A 24,965-nucleotide genomic window follows, 5' to 3' on the forward strand; every position below is an offset into this window, starting at 1 on the left:
CGGCGTTCGACCGCCAGAGCGCTTTTCGGGCCGCTCGCCGTACCGAACGCCGTGTCGTCGACGCGCCAACCGGAGTCGGCTGATTCGAGGACCCCCGAAGGGGAGTCCGAGACGACCGAGACCGCCCGCATCGGGGCGTCGTGGCTCCTCCTCGGGGGGCGACGGTGGGTGGTCGCGGGCGTCGTCCTCGCCGGAACCTCGGTACTGCTGGTCGGCGTGCTGTCGGCGTACGGACGCGCCGCGGTCCGACCGGGAAGCCCGATGAACTTCCTGCTCAGTTCGCTCCTCACGGGAAATCTGACGCTCGTCACGGTCGTCCTCTCGATAAATCAGCTCGTGCTAGCGCGCGAACTCGCGGAACCCGGGACGCTCCGCGAGCGCATCGAGCGGACCCGCGAGTACCAGCACAGCGTCGAGGAGACCGCCGACGCGGGCGTGAGCCCGAAGACGCCAGCGGCGTTCCTCCGGTTCCTCCACGAGAGCCTCGAATCGGAGACCGAGACGCTGGCCGACGCGGCGGCCGACGCGGGCAGTGCGACCGACGCGGGAGACGCGGTGGACGGCGAGACCCGCGAGCGACTCCGTCAGTTGACCGAGTCGCTCGCCGCCGACGCCCGGGGCGTCGAGGAGGTCCTCGACGGCGAGGGCGAGTCGGTGTACGCGGTCATCTCGGCGACGCTGGCGACCAATCACGTCGACCAGCTACAGGAGATCGCCGAGATACGCGGGGCGGCGGAGTCGTTGCCCGCCGACCTCCGCGAGTCGCTCGGGACCGTCGAATCCCACCTGCTCGAAATCGACGTCGCGCGCAAGTACTTCCGGACGGTGTACGTCCAGAAGGAACTCGCGTTCCTCTCGCGGCTCCTCCTCTACGTCGGCGTCCCGGCGGTCGTCCTCGTCGGACTCGCGCTCTTGTTCTACAACGCCGCGGGCGCGGCCGGAGTCGCGGTCCCGACGACCGCGCTCTTCGGCGTCGCGTCGACCGCGTTCGTGGTCGGGTTCGCGCCGCTCGCCATCCTGTTCGCGTTCGTTCTGCGACTCGCGTGGGTCGCCCAGCGGACGACGACGGTCACGCCGTTCGCCTCCGAGGCGAGCTATCCGTCCCGGTAGGGGGCAGGGGTGGCGGATTCGTCGATGTCACCGAACTCACCAGACGTTCACCACTCGCGCCCTCTACCCGACGTTCACCACTCGCGTCTGCTCGCTCTCGGCGCGCGCGAGGAGTCGCTCGACGCGCTCGTCCATCGACGGGTGGGTCGACAGGAGTCGCGTCACCGGCCCCTCCTCGTCGCCGCGGACGGACAGCGGCGCGAGCAGTCCCCAGCGAGGGGTCGAGGCGCGCTCGATCTTCCGGAGCGCGCGGGCGAGCGCGAGCGGGTCGCCGGTCACCTCGACCGCGCGCTCGTCGGCCGCGAACTCCCGCCGCCGGGAGTGGGCCAGCACCGCCAGCGTGAGCCCGACGAACCCGACCATCACGACCCGCCCGACCTGATAGCGGAGCGCTCGCGGCCCCACGACCGGCTCGGCTGGCGGCCGCCCCCGCAGCCACGCGAGCGCGCGCCCGACGCCCGCGAGGACGACCGCGAACGGGAGCGCGGGCAGGACGACCGCCCACACCAGCGTCCGCCCGGCGCTGTACGCTAGCGTCTGGACGAGCGCGTCCCTGCTCTCCAGATGCGCGAGTTCGTGGGCGAGCAACGCCTCGAACTCCGCGCCCGACAGCAACCGAAACAGCCTGCGGTCCACCACGAGCGCGCCGCCGCCGGGCGCGTCGAGCGCCAGCGCGTTGGGGGTCGCCATCCGCGCGACCAGCAACCGGGGTCGCTCGGCGTCCATCCGCTCGACGAGGCTGTCGAGTCTCGCGTGGGCGCGGGGCGCGCGACTCCGCGGGAGGTCGGTCGCGCGAATCTGCGAGAGGAGCCGCGCCGTGCCGAACCGGTAGCTCAGGTAGCCGAGCGCGACGGCCAGCGCGGTGGCCCACGCGACGGCCGCCAGCAGGTCGACCCGGAGGAACCACGCGGCCGCGAGCAGGCGGACCCCGAGGTACGCCACCCCGGCGTAGACGACCAGTAGCGCGACCCCGACGACCGCCATCAGGGCGCGGATTCCGACCCGGCGCATGGTCGGCTGTTGGTGCGGGTCGGGCAAGGGAATGTCGGTGGTGGAGTCGCGAGTGAGGTCGGCCCGGGTCGAACCCTCCCGCGTGACGATTCGAGCGAAGCTAGCTACTCCCGGTCCCTGTGAAACCGCACCGCGACCGCAGGCCACTCACCTCCCCAACCGACTGCGCTTCTCGGTCGTCACTCCGTTCCTCCCTGCGATGCTCGCCCCTCGCACGCTCTGGTTCGGGCCAAACCACGGCCCTCACCAGCGCGCGCCGGGAGACGAACGACGTCTTCCGCGCCTGCTGTCGCTTCACCCCGGCAGACGCCGGGTGGACTGTCCCACCGGCCGATTCTCCATCGGACAGTCGACCGAACGACGACCGGCGAAACATCCTACCGGGCGGGACTGAAAGGGGCCGCCCGCTCGCGCTTGCATGGTCGTCTGTGCGGGCAACTATTCGCGGCTCGGGCTGTGCGGAGAGAGCCGCGAATATCCCGCACAGCGACCGCGAGCGGGCGGGGGCTTTCTGGCTGTTCACGGCAATCACTGTGGAAGCGGTCACGGTTCCAATCGAACCGCGAATGCAATCCACACCGAACGGGCCTCCACTAATCCAGATCCATTTCACACCTAGCGGGCGAACCTTCTTTACGACTCACCGATAGTTCGACCTCATGGACCAACCGACGGCGACCCAGCGGTGCGAGCGCGTCCTCGACGCGGTCGGGAGCGCGGTCATCGCCGACCGCGAGTTCCTCGAGACCGTCCTGACGGGAGTCCTCGCGCGGGGCCACGTCCTGCTGGAGGACGTGCCCGGCACGGGAAAGACCCTCACAGCCCGGAGCTTCGCCGACGCGCTCGGCCTCTCCTTCTCGCGCATCCAGTTCACGCCCGACCTCCTGCCCGCCGACATCACGGGGTCGAACGTCTACGACGAGGGGACCGGCGACTTCGAGTTCTCGCCCGGCCCCGTCTTCGCCAACGTGGTGCTGGCCGACGAGATAAATCGCGCCCCGCCCAAGACGCAGGCCGCCCTGCTCGAAGCGATGGGCGAGGGGCAGGTCACCGTGGACGGGACGACCCACGACCTCCCCGACCCCTTCTTCGTGCTCGCCACGCAGAACCCGGTCGAACAGGAGGGCACCTTCGGCCTGCCGGAGGCCCAGCGCGACCGCTTCATCGTCAAGACCCAGATGGGCTACCCCGACGAGGCGGGCGAGCGCGAACTTCTCGACCGCCGGGCCGACCGGACCGCGAAGGCCCCGAGCGTCGACCCGGTCGTGCAGGGCCGGGAGGTCGCCCAGATACAGCGCGTCCTCGAATCGGTGCGCGTGGACGCCAAGTTGCGGGACTACGTGGTCGCGCTCGGTCGGGCGACCCGCGAGGACGACCGCGTCGCGGTCGGGGTCTCGCCCCGCGGCGTCCAGCGCCTGTTCGAGGCCAGCAGGGCGGTCGCGGTCGTCGCCGGTCGCGACTACGTCGCGCCCGACGACGTGAAGCGAACCGTCGAACCGACCTTCACCCACCGGCTCGTCCCGACCGACGAGGCGAGCGTGCGCGGGGTCGACCGGCGCGAAATCGTCGCCGACGTGCTCGACCGGGTCGAGGTCCCGGCCGTGACGCCGACCCAGTGAGCGTCGGGTCGAGGTGCCTGCGAGCATCGAGTCGCGCCGACCCTCCCGCCCGCTGCGACGCTCTCACCGCAACGCAGCCACCAGCAACACGACCGCCGCGACCGCGCCCACCAGCGCGATTCCGGCCTCGCCGACGCCTCCGGCGACGCCCCCGGCGCTCGCGTCGGTCGAGAGCGCGCCCGCGAGTCCGCCCGCCGCGACGACCGCGAGCGCGCCCACGCCGACCGACCGGACCGCGTGGAGGAGCTCCGCCTGCCGGGTGGTCGCGGCCCGGCCGACCTCCGCGCCGAGGGTCGCCCCGAACTCGCCCGCGTCCCAGACCGCCAGCGCGACCGCGAGACAGCCGAGGACCAGCCAGAGCGGCGCGTCGAGCGTCCCCGCGAACGCCGCCGCGAGGAAGAGGCCGCCGCCCGCCAGCGACGGTCCGGCCGCGCGGTCGGGGACGAACCCGAGCAGGTACCCGAGCGCCAGCGCGAACAGCCCGGTCGCCGCGAGGAACGCCACGACCGCTGTGAGGCCGAGAACCACGGTCTCGGAGCCGTAGAACTCCACGACGCCGCCCGAGAGCCGACGGAACTGCTCGGCGAGGGGCGCGTCGAGCCGTCCCGCGACGAAATCGAGGAGGGCGTCGAGAACCGGCCCGTGGACCGCGCCGACGCCAGCGACCACCGCGAGTCCGGCGAGGTAGGGCGCGTAGCCCACCAGCAGGTCGGCGGTCCCGGTCCGGGCCGACCGCCGGACGAGCGCGGCAGCTCCCGCGAGGCCGACCGCGACGACCGCGGTCCGGACGAGGAGGCGACGGAGACCCGACGACCCCGTCGCGTCGGCGAGGAGGCCGTAGGCCGCCGGGGGGAGGGCGTCCCGGAGCGCCTCCGCGGGGACGCCGACCCCGCGAGCAGGGCGATGGGAAGCCCCGCGAGCGCAGCGAACGCGAGCCGGACCGACCAGCGCTCGGCCCGGTCGGCGAGCGCCGCGAGTTCCACGCCGCCGACCGCGGCGTCGCCCGCGAGTTCGCGGGTCGGGAGCGCGCGGAGCGCCCGGTGGGTCGCGACGGCCGCCGCGGTGAACACCACCCAGAACGAGAACAGCCGGGGCTCCGGTTCGGGGCTCCCCGGTCCCGCGAACACCAGACGGGCGGCGGTCGAGACCGCTTCGTCGACGAACCCGTCGACCGGAACAGCGTCGAAGTTCGCCGCGAGCGCGCGGCCCGCGAGCGCGACCGCGAACCCGACCGGGAGGACCGCGGTCCGGACCGCGAGGCCGAGACACCGCGCGAGCGTCTCCCTCGTCGCGACGCTCCGGACCGACGCGGCCGCGCCGAAGACCGCGAGCGTACAGCCCCAGATGACCGCTCCCGCGCCGACGACCCGGAGGGCGTTCGCGCTCACTTGGCCCGGGGTGGGCGCGGGGAACAGCGCCGCGAACCGGACGAGGACCTCGTAGCCCACCCCGGCCGCGACCGCGCCCCCGGCCGGAACCACCAGCAGGCTCGCCCCGACGGTCGCGGGGACGCGCCACTCCTCGACCGCCAGTAGCCAGAGCGCGAGCGCCAGCCCCGCCGCGCCCGCCGCGGCGACGAGGACGCCCGTCTCGACGCCGACCGCCCGCGAGAGCGCCGCGACTCCCCCGGCGGTGCCCGCCAGCGCGACCGCGGTGCTCGCCCGCGTCGGCGACCAGTTCGACTCCGGGACGACCGGGTCGGCGTCGGGGTCCTCACCGGTGTCTTCGACTCCGTCGAACGTCACGACAGGACCCTCCGCAGCGAGCGTTCGAGCGCGACGCCGAGCGGTTCGGCCACGTCCCAGTCCACCACGCCCGCGCCGGTCGCCCGGAGGTCCCGGACCCGGACGGTCCGGCGGGTCGCGGCGACCGCCCGGCCCGGCGACTCCCCGCCGGTCACGTCGGGGCTGAGGACGGTGCAGTCGTGGCCCCGGACCGCGAGCGCCCGGGCCAGCGACCCGGGCCACTCGTCGAGGACGGGCGAGACGACCACCACCTGCGAGTCGACGGGCAGGCGCGCCAGCAGGCGTCGTATCGTCGCGCCCTCGCGGCCGCCGTCGGGGGCGGCCCGGGAGGATTTCACGCCCGCCGAGGGTCCGGCGGCGGACGCCGCCGGACCCTCGGCGGAGAACGGTGTTGCCGAAATCTCGCCGTCGGTCGGCACCTCGCTCGGGGCGTCGCGGTCGGCCGCGTTCGCGGCCGCCGCGAACACGAGGCGCGCGCTCGCGGCTTCGTCGTCGGAGTCGGCCCACGGCAGGCCGTCCGGCGGGAGTTCGCCGTCGAGGTCGGCGTCCCGCACCCCGAGCGCGGTCACGCTCGTCGCGACGTTCGCGTCGGTCAGCGCGTCGTAGAGTCGCTCGCCCGCGTAGGTCGCGAGTTCGGCCCCGTTCGGGTAGCCCGCCCGCGGGGTCGCGCGAGCGACCCCGCGGGCGTCGACGACCACCACGGTCCGGGACGCGCGCTCCTCGCGGAACCGGACCGTGGTGAGGTCGCCCGTCTTGGCCAACCGCCGCCAGTCGATTCGGCTCAGCGAGTCGCCGGGCCGGTACTCGCGAGTCGAGTGGAATTCGAGTCCCTCCCCGCCCGAGTCGATGGTGTGGGTCCCGACGCGTCTGGGGGTCGCCCGGGCGAGCGGCGCGTCGGCGACCCCGAGCGAACACGAGAGGGTGGACTCGCCCCCGGCCGCCACCGCGGTCGTGACCCGGTCGGTCGCGCTCGCGGTCCGGACCCGGACCGCGGGGTCGCCGAACTCGTGGTCGCCGCGCGTGGCGACCACCTCGTAGGTGACGGTCGCCTCCTCGCCCGGCCGGAGCGAGAGCGCCGCCCGGGGCGACCCCGAGACCACCCGGAGTTCGTCGGGCACGCCGTCGACGATTCGCACGTCGGCCAGCGCCGACTCGCCCTCGTTGCGCACCCGGAGCGCGACCCCGACCCGCGCGCCCGGCGGCGGGCTCGCGGGGTCGAACGACCGCTCGATTCGCGGGGCCGACGCGCCCGACAGCGACGAGAGCGCGCCGACCGCCACGTACGCCAGCGGGACCACGGCGGCCGCGAACAGTCGCGGTTCGGCGTACAGCAGGCCCAGCGTCACCAGCAGGAGCGTCCCCGCGAGCGCGCCCCGCCAGCGCGGGACGCGCTCGCGCGCTCGGTCGACCGAGTCCTCGCGGTCGTCGCTCACGGCGACTCGCCCTCCGTTTCGTCGAGCGCCGACTCGACCGCCGAGACGGTGCGCTCGACCCGCCGCCGTCGCTCGGCCGCCGGGTCGAGCCACTCCCGGAGGCGCGCGGAGAGCGGGAATTCCGGGCCGTCCTCGCCCGCGAGGAACGCGGCGGCGGTCGGGTCGTCGGTCCACGCGCCGGTCTCGACTGCCTTTCGGGCCTCCTCGGAGGACAGACCGCCACCTCGGGCGTGGACCCCGGCGGCGGTCTCGGCCAGCGTCGAACGGACCGCTTCCATCGAAGCCGCACGGCCGTCGGCCCCGGTAGCGACCCGCCGGTCGAACGACCGGCCGGTCCGAGCGCGGTCGGCGGCGCTCGCGGTCTCGGGCGGGTCCCCGACGCGCGCGAACCGGGCGGCGGGGCCGTCGGTCGGGGGCGGGCGTCGGCCCCGGACCGCGCGGCCCACGCCGAGTACAGGCCGACTGCGACACCGAGCGCGAGCACGAGCCGCCCAGTGTCGGTCGATTCGAGGCGGTCGGCGACCGCCGAGAGCTGAGTCGCGAACAGGTCGGGCGCGAACACCGCCGCGGCGGTCGCGGCGGTCAGGAGCGCGCCGAGGCCGCCCAGAAGTTTGGCCCGCATCAGTCGTCACCTCCCGCGGGGTCGGAGGCGGCCGCCTCCGACCCCGCCTCATCCGGTTCGTCGACCGAGGTCTCGCCCCGTTCGTCGGCCGACCCCTCGCCCGATTCGGGCGGGCGCGCCGCCGCCTCGACCGCCGCGAGCGCCTCCTCGACGCGGGGGAGTCGCTCGGCGGGCGAGCGCGCGCCGTACTCCACGTCGCGGAAGGCGTCCCGGAGGGTCGCGACCGCCTCGGGCGGCAGGTCGTCCTCGCGGACCGCGTGGTCTGCGAGTTCGCCCGGCGTCATCGCGGCGGGCCGCCGGACCGAGACCACCCGGAGGAAGTCGGCCCACGCCTCCCGGAGCGTCCGGTAGGAGTCGACCTCTTCGGGGTGGGGCGGCGCGTCGGACGCCGCGGAGGCGTCGGCGTCCCTGACCTCGGCTTCGCCCGCGAGTCGGCCCGCGAGCGCCTGCGCGGCGCGCAGGCGCTCGCGGAGCCACGCGCGGAGTCGCTCGACCAGTTCCGGCACCGTGGCCTCGCCCGCGAGCAGGTCGCGGATGGCGTCGGCGACCGCCCGAATCCCGCGGTCGAGTCTGTCGGCGATGCCGAACAGCAGGGCGACCGCCAGCCGCGGTATCGCGGCCGCCGCCCGGGCGAGGAGCGCGGCGATTCGGCGGGGCGTCAGTCCCCGCCGACGGGCCCCGAGTGCGAGGCCGCCGACGACCGCCGCGGTCCCGACGAGGACACCGAGGAGATTGACGAACAGGCCCGAGACGGTCGTCCGGCGGGTCTGACCGTCGGCGACGACGGTCACGGTCGCGCTCGGACCGAACGGGAGGGTCGCGGTCGCGCTGCCGTTCGGGCCGGTCCGGCGTTCCCCGCCGCCGACCCGAACGCTGGCGTTGGGGACCGGTTCGTCGCCGTAGGCCGCCGCGACCTCGACGCCGGTCCCGGGGAGGGCGACCGGCAGGACCGGGTCGGCCGAGACCGTCAGGTCCGGGAGCGAGACTGTGGTCTCGCCCGAGACCGGCCCGCGCTCGACCGCGAGGGTGGCGTTGCCCGGCGACTCGGGAAGCCGGACCCGGATTCTGCCCTGCCCGTCGGTCTCGCCGAGGCGCTCGCCGTCGAGTTCGACCGCGGCGTCCCGGACGGGCACGCCCGAGACGGTGGCGGTGACGACAACCTCCTCGCCGGTGGCGGCGTCGCCCGAGACCGCGAGTTCGGCGTCGGTGTCGAGGGAGTACGACCGGGACTCGTTCGTCTCGTTTCGCGCGAAGAGCGACTCCGGCGGCCCCCCGAGCGACCGCGGCGCGTCGGCGTCGTGGAGGGGTGGGACGCCGAGCGCGCCCGCGCGCTCGGCGTCCCCACGGTGACCGTGAGGTTCCGGGCGTAGGGGACCTCGCCGGTCACCGTCCCCGCCCGTCGGTCGTGCCGACGAGGTCGCCGTTGAACCGCACGGCGACGCCGACGGCGGGCGACCCCTCGCGCGTGACGGTCGCGGTCACGCTCTCGCCGGGAACCGGGTCGGGATCGAGTTCCACCTCGTAGCTGTCTCGGTCGTCGGACTCCTCCTCCGTCGTGGTCGTCTCGGGTTCTTCGGTGGTGGTTGTCTCGGACGATTCCGTCGTCGTCGCGGATTCTTCGGTCGTCGTGGATTCCTCGGTCGTGGTTCCAGACGTCTCGGAACCCTCGGTCGTCTCGGACTCAGACGTTTCCGGCGACGAGTCGGTGGTCGTCGGACTCCCCTCGGTCTCCGACTCGCGCGCGGTCTCGGTTCCTGACCTGCCCGTCGTCTCGGTCCCCGACTCGTCGGGGGTCGTGGCCGTCTCCTCGGCAGAGAACGTCTCGTTCGGGCTCCCCTCCTCGGTCGGGGCGTACTCGTCGCCGGACTCGCCGGTCCGGTTCTCGAAGGCGTCGCGTTCGGCATCCAGACGGTCGCTCCCGGGCGTGGGGTCGAACCGGACCCACCCGACCTCGGGGAAGTAGACCTCGACCCACGCGTGGGCGTTCATCCCCCGGACCTGATAGGTGTTCGCGCCGACCTCCTGACCGGTCGAGTAGCCCACGACGTATCGGGCGGGCACGCCCTGCGACCGGAGCATCGCGGTCATCGAGGTGGCGAAGTACTCGCAGTAGCCCTCGTCCATCTCGAAGACGAACTCCGAGGCGGCGTCCTCGCCGGGCGCGCTCGCGTTCAGCGAGTAGCTCTTGTTCTCCTCCAGCCACGACTCGACCCTGGTCGCGGTCTCGTAGGGGTCGTCGGCGTCCTCGGTCAGGTTCGCGGTGAACTCCCCGAGACGCCGGTCGGTGTCGGCGGGGAGCGCGGTGTACCGCTCCTCGATATCGGTCGGGTAGTCCTCGCCCGCGGCCCGCAGGACCGCGGGGTCGCGGGGGGGCTTGTGACTCACTCCCTCGTAACTGGTTCCCTCGCCGAGCGCGTCGTCGGTCTCGAACGCGCCCGCGTCGGTGACGTACACCGAGTCGGTCCCGGAGACCGAAGCGGGCCGCCAGACGGTCGGGAGCGCGGTTCCCTGCCGGGCGAGCGTCACCTCGTACTCGACGCGCTCGCCGCGAATCCCGTCGCGTTCGAGGCTGCCGTCGGAGGGTCGGCGCTCGCCCGACTGCTCCCACCCACCCCCGGTGTAGGTGTCGTACGCGCCGGTCCGCCAGTAGCTCGCGGTCGAACTCTCCACCGTGAAGTGGACCTCGGCGTTCTGCGACCGGAAGGCGTTGGTCTCGCCCTCGTCGGCTAGCGACCCGCCGACCGAGGTGGTGTCGCCCGGGTTCAGCGCGCCGAGACCGCCCGCGCCGTCGAGCGCGGCCGCGCCGCCGCCACCGCCGTCCGGCCCCTCGTCGAAGGGGTCGACCCCCGGCTGGGGAATCGCCGACCCGAGCGGCGACCCGCCGGGTCCGGCCCCGGTGAGCGCCGGGAGGACGAGCGCCGCGAGCGCGACCGCGACGACGCAACAGACCGCGAGCAGGACCCGGAGGCGGTCGCGGGCCTCCTCGTCGTCGGGCACCAGCGGGGGCGACGTGTCGGTCATGGAGTGGGGCGGTGTGTTGGCGTCGGACGTGTTCGCGTCGGGTGGGTTCGCGTCGGGTGCGTGGGTTCGCGTCGGGTGCGTGCGTTCGCGTCGGGTGGGTTCCCGACGGCCGTGCCGCGGGCCGCGCGGCGCGCGCCGCGCGGCCCGCCGAGAGTGTGGATGACAACTGCGGCGACAAACATAAAAAAATTGCCGAATATTCGGGCGGGCGTCGCACGGCGACGCCCGCCCGAATCGCTTTAAGTGGTTCTGGCGACAAGGGATAGATACGAGGGGCGTGCGCCCGGGTTCTGCGGTGACTCCGACCGGCAGTTACGACGCTTTCCGAGCGTCGCGACGCTCTCTCGGACCGCGACGGCGGGGGGTCACTCCGCCGCGGTCTCGGCCCCCGTCTCGCGCTCGCGGAGTTCGAACTTCTGGACCTTCCCCGTGGTCGTCCGCGGGAGTTCGTCGACGAACTCGACCTCGCGGGGGTGTTTGTACTCCGCGAGGTTGTCGAGACAGTACTGCTGTATCTCGTCGGGCGTCACGTCGGCGTCCGGGACCGGCACGACGAACGCTTTGACGGTCTCTCCCCGGCGGTCGTCGGGAATCCCGACCACTGCGGCGTCGGCGACCGACTCATGTTCGAACAGGAGTTCCTCGACCTCCCGCGGGTAGACGTTGTACCCCGCGGTGTTGATGACGTGCTTCTTGCGGTCCACGACGTAGAAGTAGCCGTCCTCGTCGCGGTAGCCGATGTCGCCGGTGTGGAACCACCGGGTTCCGGAGGGGCCCTGCTCCTCCGAGGTCCCGCTCGCTTCGCTTGCGGGACTTCCGTCGATTTCGGTGAACGCCTCCTCGTTGGCCTCCGCCAATCGGTAGTAGCCCTTCATCACGTTCGGCCCGGAGACCACGAGTTCGCCCGTGATTCCGTCCAGATCGGCTTCATCTTCGTCCACTGGCCCCTCCTCGACGGGGTCGCGCTCCTCGAAGTCGTCGCCGACGATCATCGCCTGAACGCCGGGAAGCGTCTTGCCGATGCTCCCCACGCGGCGACCCCGCTCGGGGGAGTTGAAGTGGGTCACGGGGCTGGTCTCCGTGAGGCCGTACCCCTCGTAGATGGTCGCGTCGTACAGCTCCTCGAACCGCCGGAGGACCTCGATGGGGATGCCCGCGCCGCCGACGCCCGCGAGCCGGAGCGACGAGAGGACGAACTCCTCGGCGTTGGGCTGATTGATGACGTCGTTGTACATCGCCGGGACGCCGTGCATCAGCGTGAGCCGCTCGTCCTCGACGAGCGAGAGGGCCTCCTGGGCGTCCCACTCGGGGAGCGGGTAGTAGGCCCCGCCGTTGAACAGCGTCGCGTTCATCACCACGGTCATCCCGTAGATGTGGAACAGCGGGAGGACGCCGAGTTGCCTGTCGTCCGGACCGATGCCGCCGGGCACGAGGTCGGCGGCCATCGTGGCGTTCGACCCGAGATTCCGGTGGGTCAACTGGACGCCCTTGGGCTGGCCGGTCGTCCCGCTGGTGTAGGGCAGGACCGCCACGTCGTCGTCGTCGCGGTCCACGACCGCGAACTCGTGGTCGTCGCCGAGGAACGCCTCGAAATCGGTCCCGGCGTCGGCTCCCTCTCCCACCGTGACGACGTGCTCGACGTCGGTGTCGTCCCGTACTTCCTCGACGAAGGGGACGAGGTCGCTCAGCGTGACCACGACCTCGGCCTCGCTGTCGGCCAGCAGGTGGCGTATCTCGCGGGCCTTGTACTGGGGGTTCATCGGAACGACGACGCCGCCCGCCCGGAGCGTGCCGTGGAACGCGGTCACGAACTGGGGAAGGTTCGGCAGGTACACCGCGACCCGGTCGCCCGCGCCCACGCCTCGGTCGGCCAGTCCGGCCGCGAACTGCCCGGTCCGCGCCCAGAACTCGGCGTACGTCGCGTCTCGACCCCGGAAGGAGACCGCGAGTTCGTCGGGATGCTCCGACGCGACCTCCCGAACATTCGTGACAAGATTTACCATAGCGGTTAGATAACACACTTCGGTCTATAAAACGTTACTCCGTTCGACTTCGGGACACCGCGGCCTCGCCCCCGCCACGCTTCCCTTCGGCACACCCCTTCGGCACACCCCTTCGACACAGGTCTCTCCTCACCGGTCGGGGTCGGAATCAGGGACGGGGTCACTCCCCGCCGTCAGTCGATTCGAGGATTACGTCGGCCGCGGTCCGGTTCGCCGGACCGACGGCGTCGGTCCGGGCGAACCGCGCGATGCGCTGTTTGGCTTCGGCGACCGACGTTTCGCCCGCCGAGACGCCCGACAGGAGGTCCTCGTAGAGTTCCAGTTCGGCGGTCAGCCCGCCCAGAAGCTCCGCGCGGGCGTCCCCGTAGGAGTCGGCCGCGTCGAGGTACGCGAACAGCTTGGTTCCGGACTCCCCGAGGCGCTCTTTCGTCGCCTCCGAGACCGCCGGGTGGTCGAGCAGTTCCTCGGCGGGAACGTCCTCGACGGACTCGTCGGTCTCGCGTCGAATCTCGTCCCTCGCGTGGGACTTGACCGCCTCGTATTCCGCGAGGAGGTCCTCGTGGGTCGCCCGGCTCTCGCGTATCCACGCTTCGAGCGCGTCGACGGCCTCGCCGACGGTCTCGACCCTGTCGGACAGCCGCCGACTGAACTCCGGGACGCTCTCGACCGACTGGATAGCTTCGACGAACGTGGGCACGGTCGCCCTTCGGTGCCCAGACGCCAAATATTTCTGGTTTGGTCTCGCTACTCGTCGGGTCGGCGCGCCTCGACGCTCGGCAGGTTCGGGTCCCGGTGGGGGTTGCGGCCGTAGACCGCGTCCTCCAGCTCGCGGGCCTCCAGCTGGTCGGTGAGAACGCGCCGGAGGCGGTTCAGGCTCGTGATGTCGAGGCCGTGCTCGGCCGCGAGGGCCGAGAACTCGGGGTCGTCGGTGATGGAGTCGAACTGGTCGTAGAGGGCTTCGAGTCGCTCGGGCGGCAGGTCCCGAATCCACTCGGTGTCGTGCAGGCCCAGATACCGCTCGCGCTCGCGGTCCACGACGTGGCGGATGACGACGAGCGCGACCGTCGGAATCGCGCGCTGGCTCCCGAACGCGGTCAGGTCGAGGTCGGCCATCACCCCGACGACCCGGTCGCGCTGCCACGGCGTCAGCGACAGGTCGTTGGCGAGCGCGTGGGCGATACGGAGCTTGTCGAGGCGGGCCATTCGCTCGCCGTGCCCCGCGGTCGCGGAGTGACGTTCCTCGTGGAGTCGCCGGACGCTCTCTTTGAGGTCGGCCTCGGGCGACTCGGCCCGCCCGATCTGGGTCGCGGCCGGGGTCACCGGACCCCACCGCCGGACGGTCGCGTCGCGCTGGAGGTCGGCGCGCGCGACCGACCCGTCGCCGGGGCGCTGACTCAGCGGTCGCTCGGCGTCGCGTTCGCCGTCGGAGGGCCGATACTGCCACGTCGCGGTCTGCGGGTGGGTCCCGCTTCCCGTCATTGGACGCTTCTATGGGCCCGGGGTGATTTAAAAATACGCTTCCGGGTCGGGGTCGGCGGTCGGAGCGGTCGCTCGAAGTCTAGCGAGTCCGGCGAGAACGCGACCGCCCGCCCTCGTATCTATCCATTGTCGCCAGAACCACTTAAACGCAGGCGCGGTCTCCCTACCGCGACGCGTATCGTTATGTCGCCCGCTCCCCATCGTCGAACCATGCCAGACGACGCCTACACCGGAGCCGACCTGTTCGTCGACGCCCTCGAACGCTACGGGGTCTCGCACGTATTCGGCAACCCCGGGACGACCGAGTTGCCCGTGATGTCGGCGCTGGCCGACTCGGACCTCGACTACGTCCTCGGCCTCCACGAGGACGTTGCGGTCGGGATGGCCGCCGGATACGCCCAGACCCGCCGGTACCACGCCCACCACGACGACGCGGTGACGCCCGTCGGCGTCGTGAACCTCCACGTCGCGCCCGGCCTCGCCCACGGCCTCGGCAACCTCTACGGCGCGAGCGTGACCGGCGCGCCGCTGGTGGTCACCGCGGGCAACCACAGCACCGACTTCCGCCACGAGGATCCCATCCTGTCGGGCGACCTCGTCGAGATGGCCGACCAGTTCACCAAGTGGAGCGCCGAGGTGGGGGACGTGCGCGCCCTGCCGACCATGCTCCGGCGGGCGTTCCGGGTCGCGCTCACGCCCCCGACCGGCCCCGTGTTCCTCGCGCTCCCGCTGGACGTGATGATGGACGAGACCGACGCGTCCCCCGAGCGACTCGGCGCGATTCCCGACGCGGGGCGGGGCGACCCCGACCAGATCGAGTCGGCCGCGCGACTCCTCGCGGAGGGCGCAGACGACGTGGCGCTCGTGGTCGGCGACGGGGTCGCGCGCTCGGGCGAGGACGCAGTCGAGGCCGCGGTCGAGTTCGCGGAGGCCGCGGGCGCGAGAGTCCACGGCGAGATTCTCGCCTGCGAGGTCGACTTCCCGACCGACCACGACCAGTGGGTGTCGTTCGTCCCGCCCGACGAGGACCTCGCCCGGACCCTGCTGGGGACCGACGTGCTGGTGCTCGCGGGGTGTTCGACCAACACCACGCTGACCCGCCACGAGGGTCCGCTCGTCTCCGAGGACACGACCTGCATCCACGTCAGCGACGACGCGTGGCAGGTCGGCAAGAACCAGCCAGCCGACGCCGCCGTACTCGGCGACCCCGGCCGAGTACTCTCCGACCTCGCAGACAGGGTGGCCTCGCGCGTCTCCGCGGAGACGCGCGAGGCCCGCCTCGAACGCGTGGCCGCGGTCGGCGAGATGGTCGAGGCCCGGACGGCCGAGATGGGGGCCGACGCAACCGACGACCCCCGCGCCTCGAAGGCCGAACTCGTCGACGCGATGCGCGAGGTCGCGGAGGACGCCTTCGTCGTCGACGAGGGCGTCACCTCGAAGTACGCGATGCTGTCGCGGTGGTCGTTCTCGCCGGAGCAGTACGTTTCGAACAAGGGCGGCGGCCTCGGCTACGGCCTCCCGGCGTCGGTCGGCGCGGGAATCGCCCAAGCGCAGGCCGACGACCCCCGCGACGTGGTCGGGTTCGTCGGCGACGGGTCGTACCTCTACTATCCCCACTCGCTGTACTCGGCCGCGAGGCACGACGTGGACCTCACCGTGGTGGTCTCGGACAACCGCAACTACCGCATCCTCAAGGACAACACCCTGAAGCTGTTCGGCGGCGAGGACGACGACCACGAGTTCGTCGGGATGGACTTCGAACCGCCGGTGGACATCCCCGCGAACGCCGAGAGCCACGGCGCTCGCGGACAGTTAGTCGAGGACCCCGACGAGATTTCGGCGGCGCTGGCCGAGGCGATGCAGCGCGACGGGCCGGACGTGCTCGACGTGCTGGTCCACGACTGACTCGCGGCCGACCGGGCCGGGTCCGCGAGGGGGTCGGCCGGGGCCGGGTCCGGGACCCGTGGGTCCCGGACCCGGCCCGCTCCCCGAGCGGTCACCGACCGGTCCCGAAACGAAAGAGGCGGAGAATCTCGGAACGAAGGAAGGGTGAACGCGGAGACGAACTGCCACTCGTAGCTACTCCTCGTCGCCAGAAGCACTTATACGACCGGTGAACGCGACCCGCCGCGCCCCGCTCACGGCCCGCGACGGCCGTCGCGGGCCGTGAGCGGCGTTCGAGGCGGGCCGTGAGCGACGTTCGTGGCGGGCCGCCCCGGAGCAGGCCGTCAGTCCGACGGGTCGTAGAACTCCGCCCGGAGGTCCTCGTCGTCGAGGCCGGTCGCGGTGTCCGACAACTGTGCGCGGAGGTCGGCGAGCTCCTCCCGGAGCGACTCGTACTCCTCGCTGGCTTTGAGTTCTTCGGGGCTCTTTTTGGTCTCCAGCGCCGCCTTCTTGGTCGCCAGCGAGAGGAACTGTTGCATCTGAGAGTCGTAGGTCGTGCGCTGGAGGAGGGTCTCGACCGTTTCGAGGAGTTCGTCTGCGTCCGAGACGGGCTTTTCGAGGTAGGCGTCGAACCCGAGTTCGAGGATGTCGAAGTCGGGTTCGACCGCCGAGACCAGCGCGACCCGGCAGGTCAGCCCCTGCTCGTGGATTCTGTCGAGCACGTCCTCGCCCGAGAGGTCGGGCATCCGCCGGTCGAGCAGGACGACATCGACCGCGTCGTCGAGCTTTTCGAGCGCCTCGGACCCGCTGTAGGCCGTGCGGACCTGATAGTCGTCCTCCAACCACCGCGCGTAGGCGTCGGTGATCGGCTTCTCGTCGTCGACTATCAGGACGGTCGCTTGGTCGGGCATGGGTCCGGTATCACATGGGGTCCGTGTTGATTCACTCATACTGTGAGAACTTAAGCGTCCTTGCACGCGCGCCGACCGGTCGGTCGCGCGACCGGACGAGCGGTCTCGCTCGCGGGCGGTTCGCGCTCATGGTCAGCTCGACTCCCCCTCGAACGGCGACTTGGTGGTCTCGGGTTCGTAGCCGCTCAGGAACACGAGGTTCCCGCGACCGACCTGAACTCGCGTGATGAGCCCCTTCTCCTCCATCTTCGACAGCTTGCGGCTGACGGTCGACTTCGACCAGTCGGTCTCTTCGGTCACGTCGGCCTGCTTCATCCGGCCGCCGTACCGGGTGAGCAGTTCTCGGATGCGGTCTTCGTCGGTGAGCATCGCCTCGTCGGGCAGGTCGCCGACGCTGGTGGACCCGCCGGAGCGGTCGGGTTCGGGGGTCGGCGAATCGTTCCCCGCACGCTCGGGAGAGCCGACGGCGGTCGGTGCGCCGTCCCCCGCGTCGCCGCCGGAGAACAGTCCCGAGAGCGAGTTCCGCAGCGAAGTGAACAGCCCCTCCTCGGAGTCGGGAACCGACACGTCGGTGTCGTGGGTCTGGGCGTGGTCGCTCGTCGCGGTCCGGTCGCCGTAGGTCTCCGAGACCGACCACTCCTCGCCGTCGGCCGAGACCTCGACCACCGCGTCGAACAGCGATTTGAGGGTGTTGACGGTCTCCTCGTCGTGGATGTCGGGGTCCATGTGATAGAACCCGATGGCACCCGCTGCCTGCACCCGGTGGGTGAGGATGTGGAGGTACCGGAACGCGGTGTCGAAGTCGACGTATTCGAGCAGGACGCTCAGCGTCTGGACCGAGACCACCGTCTCGTTGCCGTTGCCCTCCCAGCGCGTGAGCTGTTCGCTCAGCGGCGCGATGATGTCCATCGGCTGGTTGGGGTCGACGCGGGCGACGCTCACGCCCTCCGGGAGCGATTCCTCCTCGGAGGCGGTCTGAATCTTGTTGGCGTGGATGAACGCGAGTTCGGCCGGTAACGTCTCGACGCGCGTTCGCCAGTCGGCGATCCACGTCTCGGGCGGCGGCGTGTACGTGATGGCGGCCACGTTCGCCTGCTCGGGCGGTGTCGTCGACGCGAGTAGTTCGAGACAGGCGCGATTGCCCGTCGGCGTCAGTGGGGCCAGCAGGAGGACGTTCGAGGACTGTTCGAGTCGCCTCCTGTCGGATGTATCGATGTTCATTCGTAGTGGCTCGTGTTCATCGGTCGGTTCTCACTCGATGGGACAGATAGCTTCGCGAGTAACGTATGCTATCGGTATCACGGCTATTAATCTATTACCCTTCGGAAACGCGGTTCGGTTCGTCGTCGATGCTCGCCGAAACGAGGCTCCGGCCGACATTTCTTTTCCACGCACCGAAGGTCGGTCGTTACGGGAATCGGTTACGCTTGCGGCGGCCGAGACCGAAACGACTCCCGAGTTTCCATCGGAACGAAGTTACCAGAACCGTAAAAGAGCGCGGCAGAAGTATGCAAGGAGTTCAAGTCGGAGCCTCGGCCGACCCGAATCGGGGTCGGCATCCGCCGCATTCGGCGGCGGCGGTCGGTCCGACCGCCGCCGCCGAACCACGTACCGATAAGAGCGACGAGGACGAAGAACTCGCGCATGCACGCAGTGATTCTCGCGGCGGGCGAAGGCACCCGTATCCGGCCGCTGTCGGCGTCGGTCCCGAAACCGATGTTACCGGTGGCCGACCGGCCGTTGGCGGCCCACGCCGCCACGGCCGCGGTCGACGCTGGCGCAGACGAACTCGTGTTCGTGGTGGGCTACGAGGCCGACGCGGTCCGGGAGTACTTCGGCGAGGAGTACGCCGGAGTCCCGGTCGCGTACGCCGTTCAATCCGAGCAAGCGGGCACCGCCGACGCGGTCCGGGCCGCCCGACACCACCTCGACGGGGAGTTCGCCGTGCTCAACGGCGACAATCTCTACGACCCCGCCGCCATCGCCGACCTATTCGATGCGGGTCCGGCGGTCGGCGCCTACCGAGTCACCGACCCCTCGAACTACGGCGTGCTCTCGGCCGACGGGGCGACGGTCACCGACATCGTCGAGAAGCCCGACCACCCGCCCACCGACCTCGCCAACACCGGCGCGTACCACTTTCCCGCACAAGCCCGCGAGTGGCTGGACGTGACCGAGAGCGAGCGCGGCGAACGCGAGATTACAGACGTGCTCGCGCGCGTCGTCGACGAGTACGACGTGACCGCGGTCGAGATGGACCGATGGCTCGACGTGGGCCGCCCGTGGGAACTCCTCGAAGCCAACGAGTGGAAACTGGGCGAACTCGACCGCGCGATTCGCGGTGATGTCCACGAGTCGGCCGACCTCCGCGGTGACGTGGTGGTCGAAGACGGCGCGACGGTAGACGCGGGCGTCGTCATCGAGGGGCCCGCACTCGTGCGTTCGGGCGCGCACGTCGGCCCCAACGCCTACATTCGCGGTGCTACCCTCCTCGGCGAGGACGCAAAGGTCGGCCACGCCGTCGAAGTCAAAAACAGCGTGCTCGGGCGCGGAACTCACGTCGCCCACCTCAGCTACGTCGGCGACAGCGTTCTGGGCCGGAACGTCAACTTCGGCGCCGGAACGAACGTCGCCAACCTCCGCCACGACGGCGAGGACGTGAAGCTGACGGTGAAGGGCCAGCGCGTCTCGACCGGCCGCCGCAAGTTCGGCGTCGTCGTCGGCGATGGTGCGAAAACCGGCATCAACACCAGTCTGAATCCCGGCGTGACGCTCTCGCCGGGCGCGGCGACCGCGCCCGGCGAGGCGGTGACGCGCGACCGCTGAACGCCCGCGGCGCTCGCGACGGTCGGTCGATAGCGACCGCTATCGGCCGACCGTCGCGGTGTGACTCGCCTCGGCCGCGAGGTCGGCGAACGCGTCCCGGGCCGGGTCGGACATCGAGAACGCGCCGTGGTACGGGTCGGGGTCGCCCTCCGCCCGCGTCACGGTCCGGACCGCGTCGGCCAGCGACTCGTAGTTGTCGCCGACGATATCACCGATGAGCACGGGCATCCCGGCGCGCTCGCAGAGCTCGCGGGCCGCCTCCCGGCCGACGTACACCCGTTCCTCGCGCGAATCCGCGAAGAAGAGCGCGAAGGGGGCCTCGCCGAACTGGGCGTCGAGGAAGGCCTGGGCGGCGTCCTCGCCCCACGCGATGGCTCCGACGCCCTCCAGTTGCCGGAGCGCCGTTGCCGCGGCCGAGCAGAACGGACACTCGCCGTCGTAGACCAGCACGGCGTGGTAGTCCATGGACGGGATATCGGCCGCCGTCGGCAAAAAGGCGGTCGCTCGCGGGACGCGAGCGACCGCCGCGCGAGGCGCGAGCGACTGCCCCCGATTCCTACCGCTTCGACCGGCCGGGGGGCCTGTCGTGTTCGGCGCGGTGGTCGAGCATCTCCTCCTCCTGACAGGCTCGAATGCGGAGGTCCGACCGGGGCTTGGCGACGCAGGTCAGGACGAGGTTCGCCTCGCGGTCGGCGTCGTAGTAGCGGCGGGCCGCCGACTGGTCGACCTCGCCTTCGAGGAGTCTCGCGGCGCAGGTGGTACACCACCCCTGCTGACAATCCGCGGGGAGCCAGACCCCGGCCTCGCGGGCCGCCGCGAGGACGAACGCCGACTCGTGGACCTCGATCTCGACCGTCTCCCCTGCCTGCTCGATGTCGCAGTCGTCCGGCACCTCGATGGCGACCGTGTAGCTACTCACGGGGACGAGTACCGGCCAAATAGGGTTGAACGTGTCGGCCCCGGCGAGTCGGTCCCGCGGGGACCGACTCGCCGAACTCGGGGCGATTCGTCGGCTCTCAGGCCGAGTCGTTGATGCGGCGGTTGGTCGAGTAGGGCGCCTCGCCGGGTTCGCCCCGGACGAAGTGGCCCGCGGGGTTGATCTCGCCGTCGCGCTCCATGCTGAGGAGCTCGACGAACCACGCCTCGTGTTCGATCTCCTCCTGCAGGATGCGACTCGCCATGTCGTAGGTCCGGGGGTCCTTGCCGTGGGTCATGTCGCAGACCTCGGCCCACGTCCGGATGGCACACCGCTCGGCCTCCAGCAACACTTCGAGGATGCTCTCGGCGTCGAGGTTCGCGGGGTCGGGCGAATCGCCCGCCATCGGAACCGGCAGTTCCGCGTGCGGACACGACGCCCGGTCCATGAAGTCGCCGATGTCGGTCGGCAGACTCCCGCCGAGTTCGTACACCCGCGGCGCGACCAGTTCGAAGTGGGCGCGGTCTTCGAGGCGGGCGTCCTCGGTTATCTCCTTGTAGTCCTCGTGGCCCGCGAGATGCATCCGGAGGTTGGTGTAGTAGTAGTACGTGCTGAACTCCGCGCCGATGGCGTCGATGAGCCGTTCGCGGAGCTCCTCCGGGTCGAGACCGCGCTCTTCGAGCGCCTTCATCCCCACGCGCTGGTCGGTGCTCCCCGGTTCGACGCTCCCTGATCCGTGTCGTCGTTCGTCGTCTGCCATTGGTTCTCCCCCGAAGCCGAACACCACTCGCGCACCCTTAATCGTTCTTCCCGAGATTGGATCGACTGCTTTGGCTCGGACGAGCGCGACCCGGTCCCCGGTCCCGTTCGGCCGTCGACGCACCCCGAGAGTCGACGACCCATTCCGGGCAGGACCGAAAGGGGCCGTCCGGTCGCGGGCCTGGGCCCGCGACCGGACGGGGGCTTTCGGGGAAGTCGTCCCCTGAGTTACGAAACGAAGCGGCCGAATTCAGTCGACTACGTCCCGCACTTCACTTCCGGTCCACGGCGAAAGCCGTTAGGGACCCCGACCCTACCCCTGGGACGTGGACGAGACGATAGACTGGCTCCGGGGCAGACCCTACTACGACGGGCAGGTCGAGGCCCACCGCGTCCTCCCCGGCAGGGACGGCGACGTTCGGGAGGTGGACCTCGAATCTCGACTGGAGAGCGCGCTCGAAAAGCGCAGCATCTCGGGACTCTACCGCCATCAGGCCGAGGCGGTCGAGGCGGTCCGGGACGGCGAGAACGTCGTGGTCGCCACGCCGACCGCGAGCGGCAAGAGCCTCGCGTACACCGTCCCCGCCTTCGAGCGCGCGATGGACCGCGGCGGCCGGACGCTCTATATCGCGCCGCAGGTCGCGCTCATCAACGATCAGGAGGAGACCCTCTCGGAACTCGCCCGCGATTTGGGATTCGGGAGTCGGGTCTCGGTCGCCCAGTACACCGGCCGACTCGACAAATCGGAGAAGCAGGCCGTCCGGGACCGCCGTCCGACGGTCCTGCTCGTGACGCCCGACATGCTCCACTACGCGCTGTTGCCCCACGCCTATCGGCTCTGGGACTGGTTCGTCAAAGGACTGGAGACCGTGGTGCTCGACGAGGTCCACGAGTACCGCGGCGTGTTCGGGAGCCACGTCTCGCTCGTCATGCGCCGCCTCCGGCGGGTCTGTGCGCGCTACGACTCGGACCCCGACTTCGTCTGCTGTTCGGCGACCATCGGCAACCCCGTCGAACACGCGGCGGCGGTCACGGGCGAGGCCGAGTCGTCGTTCCGCCTCGTGGACGACGACGCGAGCGAGACCGGCCCGACCCACTGGGTGCTGTGGAACCCGCCCGAATACGAGAACCCCGAGGCGGGAACCGCGGGCCGCCGGAAGTCCAACCACGCCGAGACCAAGCGACTCTTCGCCGACCTGATCTCGAAGGACTACCAGACGCTGGCGTTCACCCGCGCTCGACAGGCCGCCGAGCGCTACGCGATGGAGAGCGCCGACGCTCTCCGCGAGCGCGGGCGGGGCGACCTCGCCGGAAGCGTCACGGCGTATCAGGCCGCGCTGGGCCGCGAGCGCCGGAGCGAAATAGAGGAGGGGCTCCACGACGGCGGGGTCCGGGGGGTCTGGAGCACCAACGCGCTCGAACTCGGGGTGGACATCGGCGGCCTCGACGCGGTCCTGCTCGACGGCTACCCCGGCACCCGGATGGCCGCCTTCCAGCAGGCCGGGCGAGCGGGCCGGGGCGACGACCCCGCGCTGGTCGGCCTCGTCGCTGGCGAGGACCAGCTCGACCAGTACCTCCTGAGCAATCCGGACGACCTCTTCGAGGGCGACCCCGAGCGCGCGGTCGTGAATCCCGAGAACGACCAGCTGATGCCCGATCACGTCCGGTCGGCCGCCCGAGAGACGTGGCTGAAACCCGGCGACGACCGCTTCTTCGGCGAGTCGTTCCCGGACCTCGTGGCCGACCTCGAAGCCCGGGGCGAACTGGAGCGCCGCGACACCCCGAAGGGCGTGCGCTGGACGTACGACGGCCCCGGGAGCCCCCAGCACGAGATGAGCCTCCGGAGCATCGACGACCGCGAGATCAATCTCATCGACCGCAGGAACGACGACACCATCGCCACCCTGCCCTTCGGCGACGCGCTCACGGACGCCCACCCCGGAGCCATCTACCACCATCAGGGCCAGAGCTACGAGGTCGTGGACCTCGACCTCGGCAGAGAGGTCGCGGAACTCTCGCCGACGTGGGCCGACTACTACACCAAGACCCTCCACGAGAAGACCATCACGGTCGAGGAGGACCGCCGCGAGAAGCGCCTCTCGTCCCGCGAGGACGTGCCCGTTCGGTTCGCCGAGGTGACGATGCGCAAGCAGATCACGGGGTTCGAGCGCCGGGACCGCTCGACCGGCGACGCCCTCGCCAGCGAGTCGCTCGACCTGCCGGAACTCTCCCTGCGCACCAAGGCCCTGTACTTCACGGTCCCCGAGGACGTAGAACAGGAGATTCGCGAGGGCGGGGACTTCCCGGGGGCAATCCACGCCGCCGAACACGGGATGATATCGCTCTTTCCGCTCGAACTCCTCTGTGACCGCGGCGACATCGGCGGCCTCTCGACGCCGCTTCACCCTCACACGGGCCAAAGCACCATCTTCATCTACGACGGCTACCCGGGCGGCGTGGGCCTCACCCGCGAGGGCTACGAGACCGTCGAGGACCTGATGGCGAACACCGCCGAGATGATAGGAAACTGCGAGTGCGACGCCGCTGGCGGGTGTCCGGCCTGCGTCCAGTCGCCCCACTGCGGGAACGCGAACGACCCGCTGGACAAGGAACTGGCGCGATTCCTGCTGGAGGAACTGACGGGAGCCGAGTAGTTCTGGAACGTATCGCCCGGTGACACCAACTACCCTGAATCGCCCGGTGACACCAACCACCCCGAATCGCCCGGTGACACCAACCACCCCGAATCGCCCGGTGACACCAACCACCGGGCGGGACTGAAAGGGGCCGCCCGCTCGCGTTCACTTCAGTCGTCTCTGCAGGCAACTATTCGCGCGGGCGGTGCGGAGAGCGCGAATATCCTGCAGAGCGACCGCGAGCGGGCGGGGGCTTTCGAGGCGTTCTCGTTCACGGACTCTGGTTTTCGTAGCGAGCGGGCGGGGCTTTCGAGGCGTTCTGGTTCACGGACTCTGGTTTTCGTAGCGAGCGGGCGGGGCTTTCGAGGCGTTCTGGTTCACGGACTCTGGTTTTCGTAGCGAGCGGGCGGGGCTTTCGAGGCGTTCTCGTTCACTGACTCTGTTTTTCGTAGCGAGCGGGCGGGGGCTTTCCGGTCCTACCCCCGTCGTAGTCGAGGCCGTAAAATTAAGTCCCAGTACCCGCAATCGTCCGGCAATGAGCGACGGCGACGACGACCTCTCGACCGTCAGAGAGCGAAAGAAGCGCGCGCTGATGGCCGACCACGGCCTCGGCGCGCCGCCCTCGCCGGTGTACGTCGACGGGTCGCGCAACTTCGAGAAGACGGTCGCGGCCCACGACGTGGTGGTGGTCCACTACTACGCCTCGGGGGGCGCGGGCCAGCGCCTCCACCCCATCGTGGAGTCGGTCGCGCGCGAGACGTTCGCCGCGGTGGCGAAGGTCAACGTGGTCCACCACCAGAAGCTCGCGCTCGAACGGAACGTCGAGGGCACCCCGACCTTCGACGTGTTCGTCGACGGCGAGCGCGAGGAGCGCATCGAGGGCGCGGTCGAGAAGGAGGAACTGGTGGAACTGGTCGAGGAGTACGCCGACGTCTGAGTTCTCCGGGGGGTTTCTGAGTTCTCCGGGGCGTTCGGTTCCCGCCGGGTCCG

The 24,965-nt window shown here is 71.0% G+C and carries 21 protein-coding genes; 7 read left to right on the plus strand and 14 right to left on the minus strand.

The window, feature by feature from the left end; all coding sequences use genetic code 11:
• The first annotated feature begins 51 nt into the window (after positions 1 to 51).
• Complete coding sequence (locus NGM10_RS01030) at positions 52 to 1,110, plus strand: DUF7972 family membrane protein (protein ID WP_253480880.1); 1,059 nt, start codon at positions 52 to 54, stop codon at positions 1,108 to 1,110.
• A 63-nt stretch (positions 1,111 to 1,173) separates the two neighbouring features.
• On the opposite strand, the gene NGM10_RS01035 is transcribed toward NGM10_RS01030, so the two are convergent.
• The gene (locus tag NGM10_RS01035; RefSeq protein WP_253480881.1) at positions 1,174 to 2,121 is read right to left on the minus strand and encodes a M48 family metallopeptidase; all 948 of its coding nucleotides are present in this window, start codon (positions 2,119 to 2,121) and stop codon (positions 1,174 to 1,176) included.
• Between the two features lie 659 nt (positions 2,122 to 2,780).
• Here NGM10_RS01035 and NGM10_RS01040 point away from each other — a divergent pair.
• A complete protein-coding gene (locus tag NGM10_RS01040) occupies positions 2,781 to 3,740 on the plus strand; it encodes an AAA family ATPase (protein ID WP_253480883.1) in 960 nt (319 codons plus the stop codon).
• A 63-nt stretch (positions 3,741 to 3,803) separates the two neighbouring features.
• On the opposite strand, the gene NGM10_RS01045 is transcribed toward NGM10_RS01040, so the two are convergent.
• On the minus strand, positions 3,804 to 4,442 hold the full coding sequence (locus NGM10_RS01045; RefSeq protein WP_253480885.1) for a DUF7519 family protein: 639 nt from the start codon (positions 4,440 to 4,442) through the stop codon (positions 3,804 to 3,806).
• Here NGM10_RS01045 and NGM10_RS01050 point away from each other — a divergent pair.
• Positions 4,383 to 5,183 carry a hypothetical protein gene (locus tag NGM10_RS01050; RefSeq protein WP_253480887.1) on the plus strand — a complete coding sequence of 267 codons (801 nt, stop codon included), beginning with the start codon at positions 4,383 to 4,385 and terminating at the stop codon, positions 5,181 to 5,183. The two genes, NGM10_RS01045 and NGM10_RS01050, sit on opposite strands and share 60 nt — an antisense overlap.
• Before the next feature lie 298 nt (positions 5,184 to 5,481).
• Here NGM10_RS01050 and NGM10_RS01055 read toward each other — a convergent pair whose 3' ends face one another.
• The 7 genes from NGM10_RS01055 to NGM10_RS01085 all read right to left on the minus strand — a co-directional run bounded on the left by NGM10_RS01055 (position 5,482) and on the right by NGM10_RS01085 (position 14,043).
• A complete protein-coding gene (locus NGM10_RS01055) occupies positions 5,482 to 6,918 on the minus strand; it encodes a DUF58 domain-containing protein (RefSeq protein ID WP_253480888.1) in 1,437 nt (478 codons plus the stop codon).
• Positions 6,915 to 7,364: a DUF7269 family protein gene (locus NGM10_RS01060; RefSeq protein ID WP_253480890.1), complete on the minus strand. Its 450-nt coding sequence runs from the start codon at positions 7,362 to 7,364 to the stop codon at positions 6,915 to 6,917. Before NGM10_RS01060 ends, NGM10_RS01055 begins: the two co-directional genes overlap by 4 nt.
• Positions 7,365 to 7,539: 175 nt before the next feature.
• The gene (locus NGM10_RS01065) at positions 7,540 to 8,673 is read right to left on the minus strand and encodes a DUF4129 domain-containing protein (RefSeq protein ID WP_253480893.1); all 1,134 of its coding nucleotides are present in this window, start codon (positions 8,671 to 8,673) and stop codon (positions 7,540 to 7,542) included.
• Between the two features lie 250 nt (positions 8,674 to 8,923).
• Positions 8,924 to 10,561 carry a transglutaminase TgpA family protein gene (locus NGM10_RS01070; RefSeq protein ID WP_253480896.1) on the minus strand — a complete coding sequence of 546 codons (1,638 nt, stop codon included), beginning with the start codon at positions 10,559 to 10,561 and terminating at the stop codon, positions 8,924 to 8,926.
• 365 nt (positions 10,562 to 10,926) lie between these two features.
• Entirely contained in the window at positions 10,927 to 12,564 is a 1,638-nt protein-coding gene (locus NGM10_RS01075; RefSeq protein WP_253480899.1) for a long-chain-fatty-acid--CoA ligase, read from the minus strand.
• Between the two features lie 160 nt (positions 12,565 to 12,724).
• A complete protein-coding gene (locus NGM10_RS01080) occupies positions 12,725 to 13,261 on the minus strand; it encodes a hypothetical protein (protein WP_253480902.1) in 537 nt (178 codons plus the stop codon).
• A gap of 47 nt (positions 13,262 to 13,308) precedes the next feature.
• Positions 13,309 to 14,043: a Nif11-like leader peptide family natural product precursor gene (locus NGM10_RS01085; protein ID WP_253480905.1), complete on the minus strand. Its 735-nt coding sequence runs from the start codon at positions 14,041 to 14,043 to the stop codon at positions 13,309 to 13,311.
• Positions 14,044 to 14,253: 210 nt separating this feature from the next.
• Between NGM10_RS01085 and NGM10_RS01090 the strand changes: the two genes are divergently transcribed.
• Positions 14,254 to 15,948, plus strand: coding sequence for a thiamine pyrophosphate-binding protein (locus NGM10_RS01090; RefSeq protein ID WP_253480908.1), 1,695 nt, complete (start codon positions 14,254 to 14,256; stop codon positions 15,946 to 15,948).
• A 323-nt stretch (positions 15,949 to 16,271) separates the two neighbouring features.
• Here the strand turns inward: NGM10_RS01090 and NGM10_RS01095 are convergent, their stop codons facing one another.
• Together NGM10_RS01095 and NGM10_RS01100 are read right to left on the minus strand one after the other, a co-directional pair.
• On the minus strand, positions 16,272 to 16,838 hold the full coding sequence (locus NGM10_RS01095; protein WP_253480909.1) for a response regulator transcription factor: 567 nt from the start codon (positions 16,836 to 16,838) through the stop codon (positions 16,272 to 16,274).
• Positions 16,839 to 16,970: 132 nt separating this feature from the next.
• Positions 16,971 to 18,059: a helix-turn-helix transcriptional regulator gene (locus NGM10_RS01100; protein ID WP_253480911.1), complete on the minus strand. Its 1,089-nt coding sequence runs from the start codon at positions 18,057 to 18,059 to the stop codon at positions 16,971 to 16,973.
• A 423-nt stretch (positions 18,060 to 18,482) separates the two neighbouring features.
• Between NGM10_RS01100 and glmU the strand changes: the two genes are divergently transcribed.
• On the plus strand, positions 18,483 to 19,664 hold the full coding sequence (gene glmU, locus NGM10_RS01105; protein WP_253480912.1) for a bifunctional sugar-1-phosphate nucleotidylyltransferase/acetyltransferase: 1,182 nt from the start codon (positions 18,483 to 18,485) through the stop codon (positions 19,662 to 19,664).
• Positions 19,665 to 19,703: 39 nt separating this feature from the next.
• On the opposite strand, the gene NGM10_RS01110 is transcribed toward glmU, so the two are convergent.
• From NGM10_RS01110 to dps, 3 genes are all read right to left on the minus strand, one after another.
• Positions 19,704 to 20,129, minus strand: a complete 426-nt coding sequence (locus NGM10_RS01110; RefSeq protein ID WP_253480913.1) for a thiol-disulfide oxidoreductase DCC family protein — start codon at positions 20,127 to 20,129, stop codon at positions 19,704 to 19,706.
• Positions 20,130 to 20,220: 91 nt separating this feature from the next.
• Positions 20,221 to 20,583: a 2Fe-2S iron-sulfur cluster-binding protein gene (locus tag NGM10_RS01115; RefSeq protein ID WP_253480914.1), complete on the minus strand. Its 363-nt coding sequence runs from the start codon at positions 20,581 to 20,583 to the stop codon at positions 20,221 to 20,223.
• A 97-nt stretch (positions 20,584 to 20,680) separates the two neighbouring features.
• Complete coding sequence (gene dps / locus NGM10_RS01120; RefSeq protein ID WP_253480915.1) at positions 20,681 to 21,340, minus strand: DNA protection during starvation protein; 660 nt, start codon at positions 21,338 to 21,340, stop codon at positions 20,681 to 20,683.
• Positions 21,341 to 21,665: 325 nt separating this feature from the next.
• Between dps and NGM10_RS01125 the strand changes: the two genes are divergently transcribed.
• Both NGM10_RS01125 and NGM10_RS01130 read left to right on the plus strand, forming a co-directional pair.
• Positions 21,666 to 23,993: a DEAD/DEAH box helicase gene (locus tag NGM10_RS01125; RefSeq protein ID WP_253480916.1), complete on the plus strand. Its 2,328-nt coding sequence runs from the start codon at positions 21,666 to 21,668 to the stop codon at positions 23,991 to 23,993.
• A gap of 517 nt (positions 23,994 to 24,510) precedes the next feature.
• Positions 24,511 to 24,912: a thioredoxin family protein gene (locus NGM10_RS01130; protein ID WP_253480917.1), complete on the plus strand. Its 402-nt coding sequence runs from the start codon at positions 24,511 to 24,513 to the stop codon at positions 24,910 to 24,912.
• Positions 24,913 to 24,965 lie beyond the last annotated feature (53 nt).

Source organism: Halorussus salilacus (genome assembly GCF_024138125.1).
Lineage (GTDB): Archaea > Halobacteriota > Halobacteria > Halobacteriales > Haladaptataceae > Halorussus > Halorussus salilacus.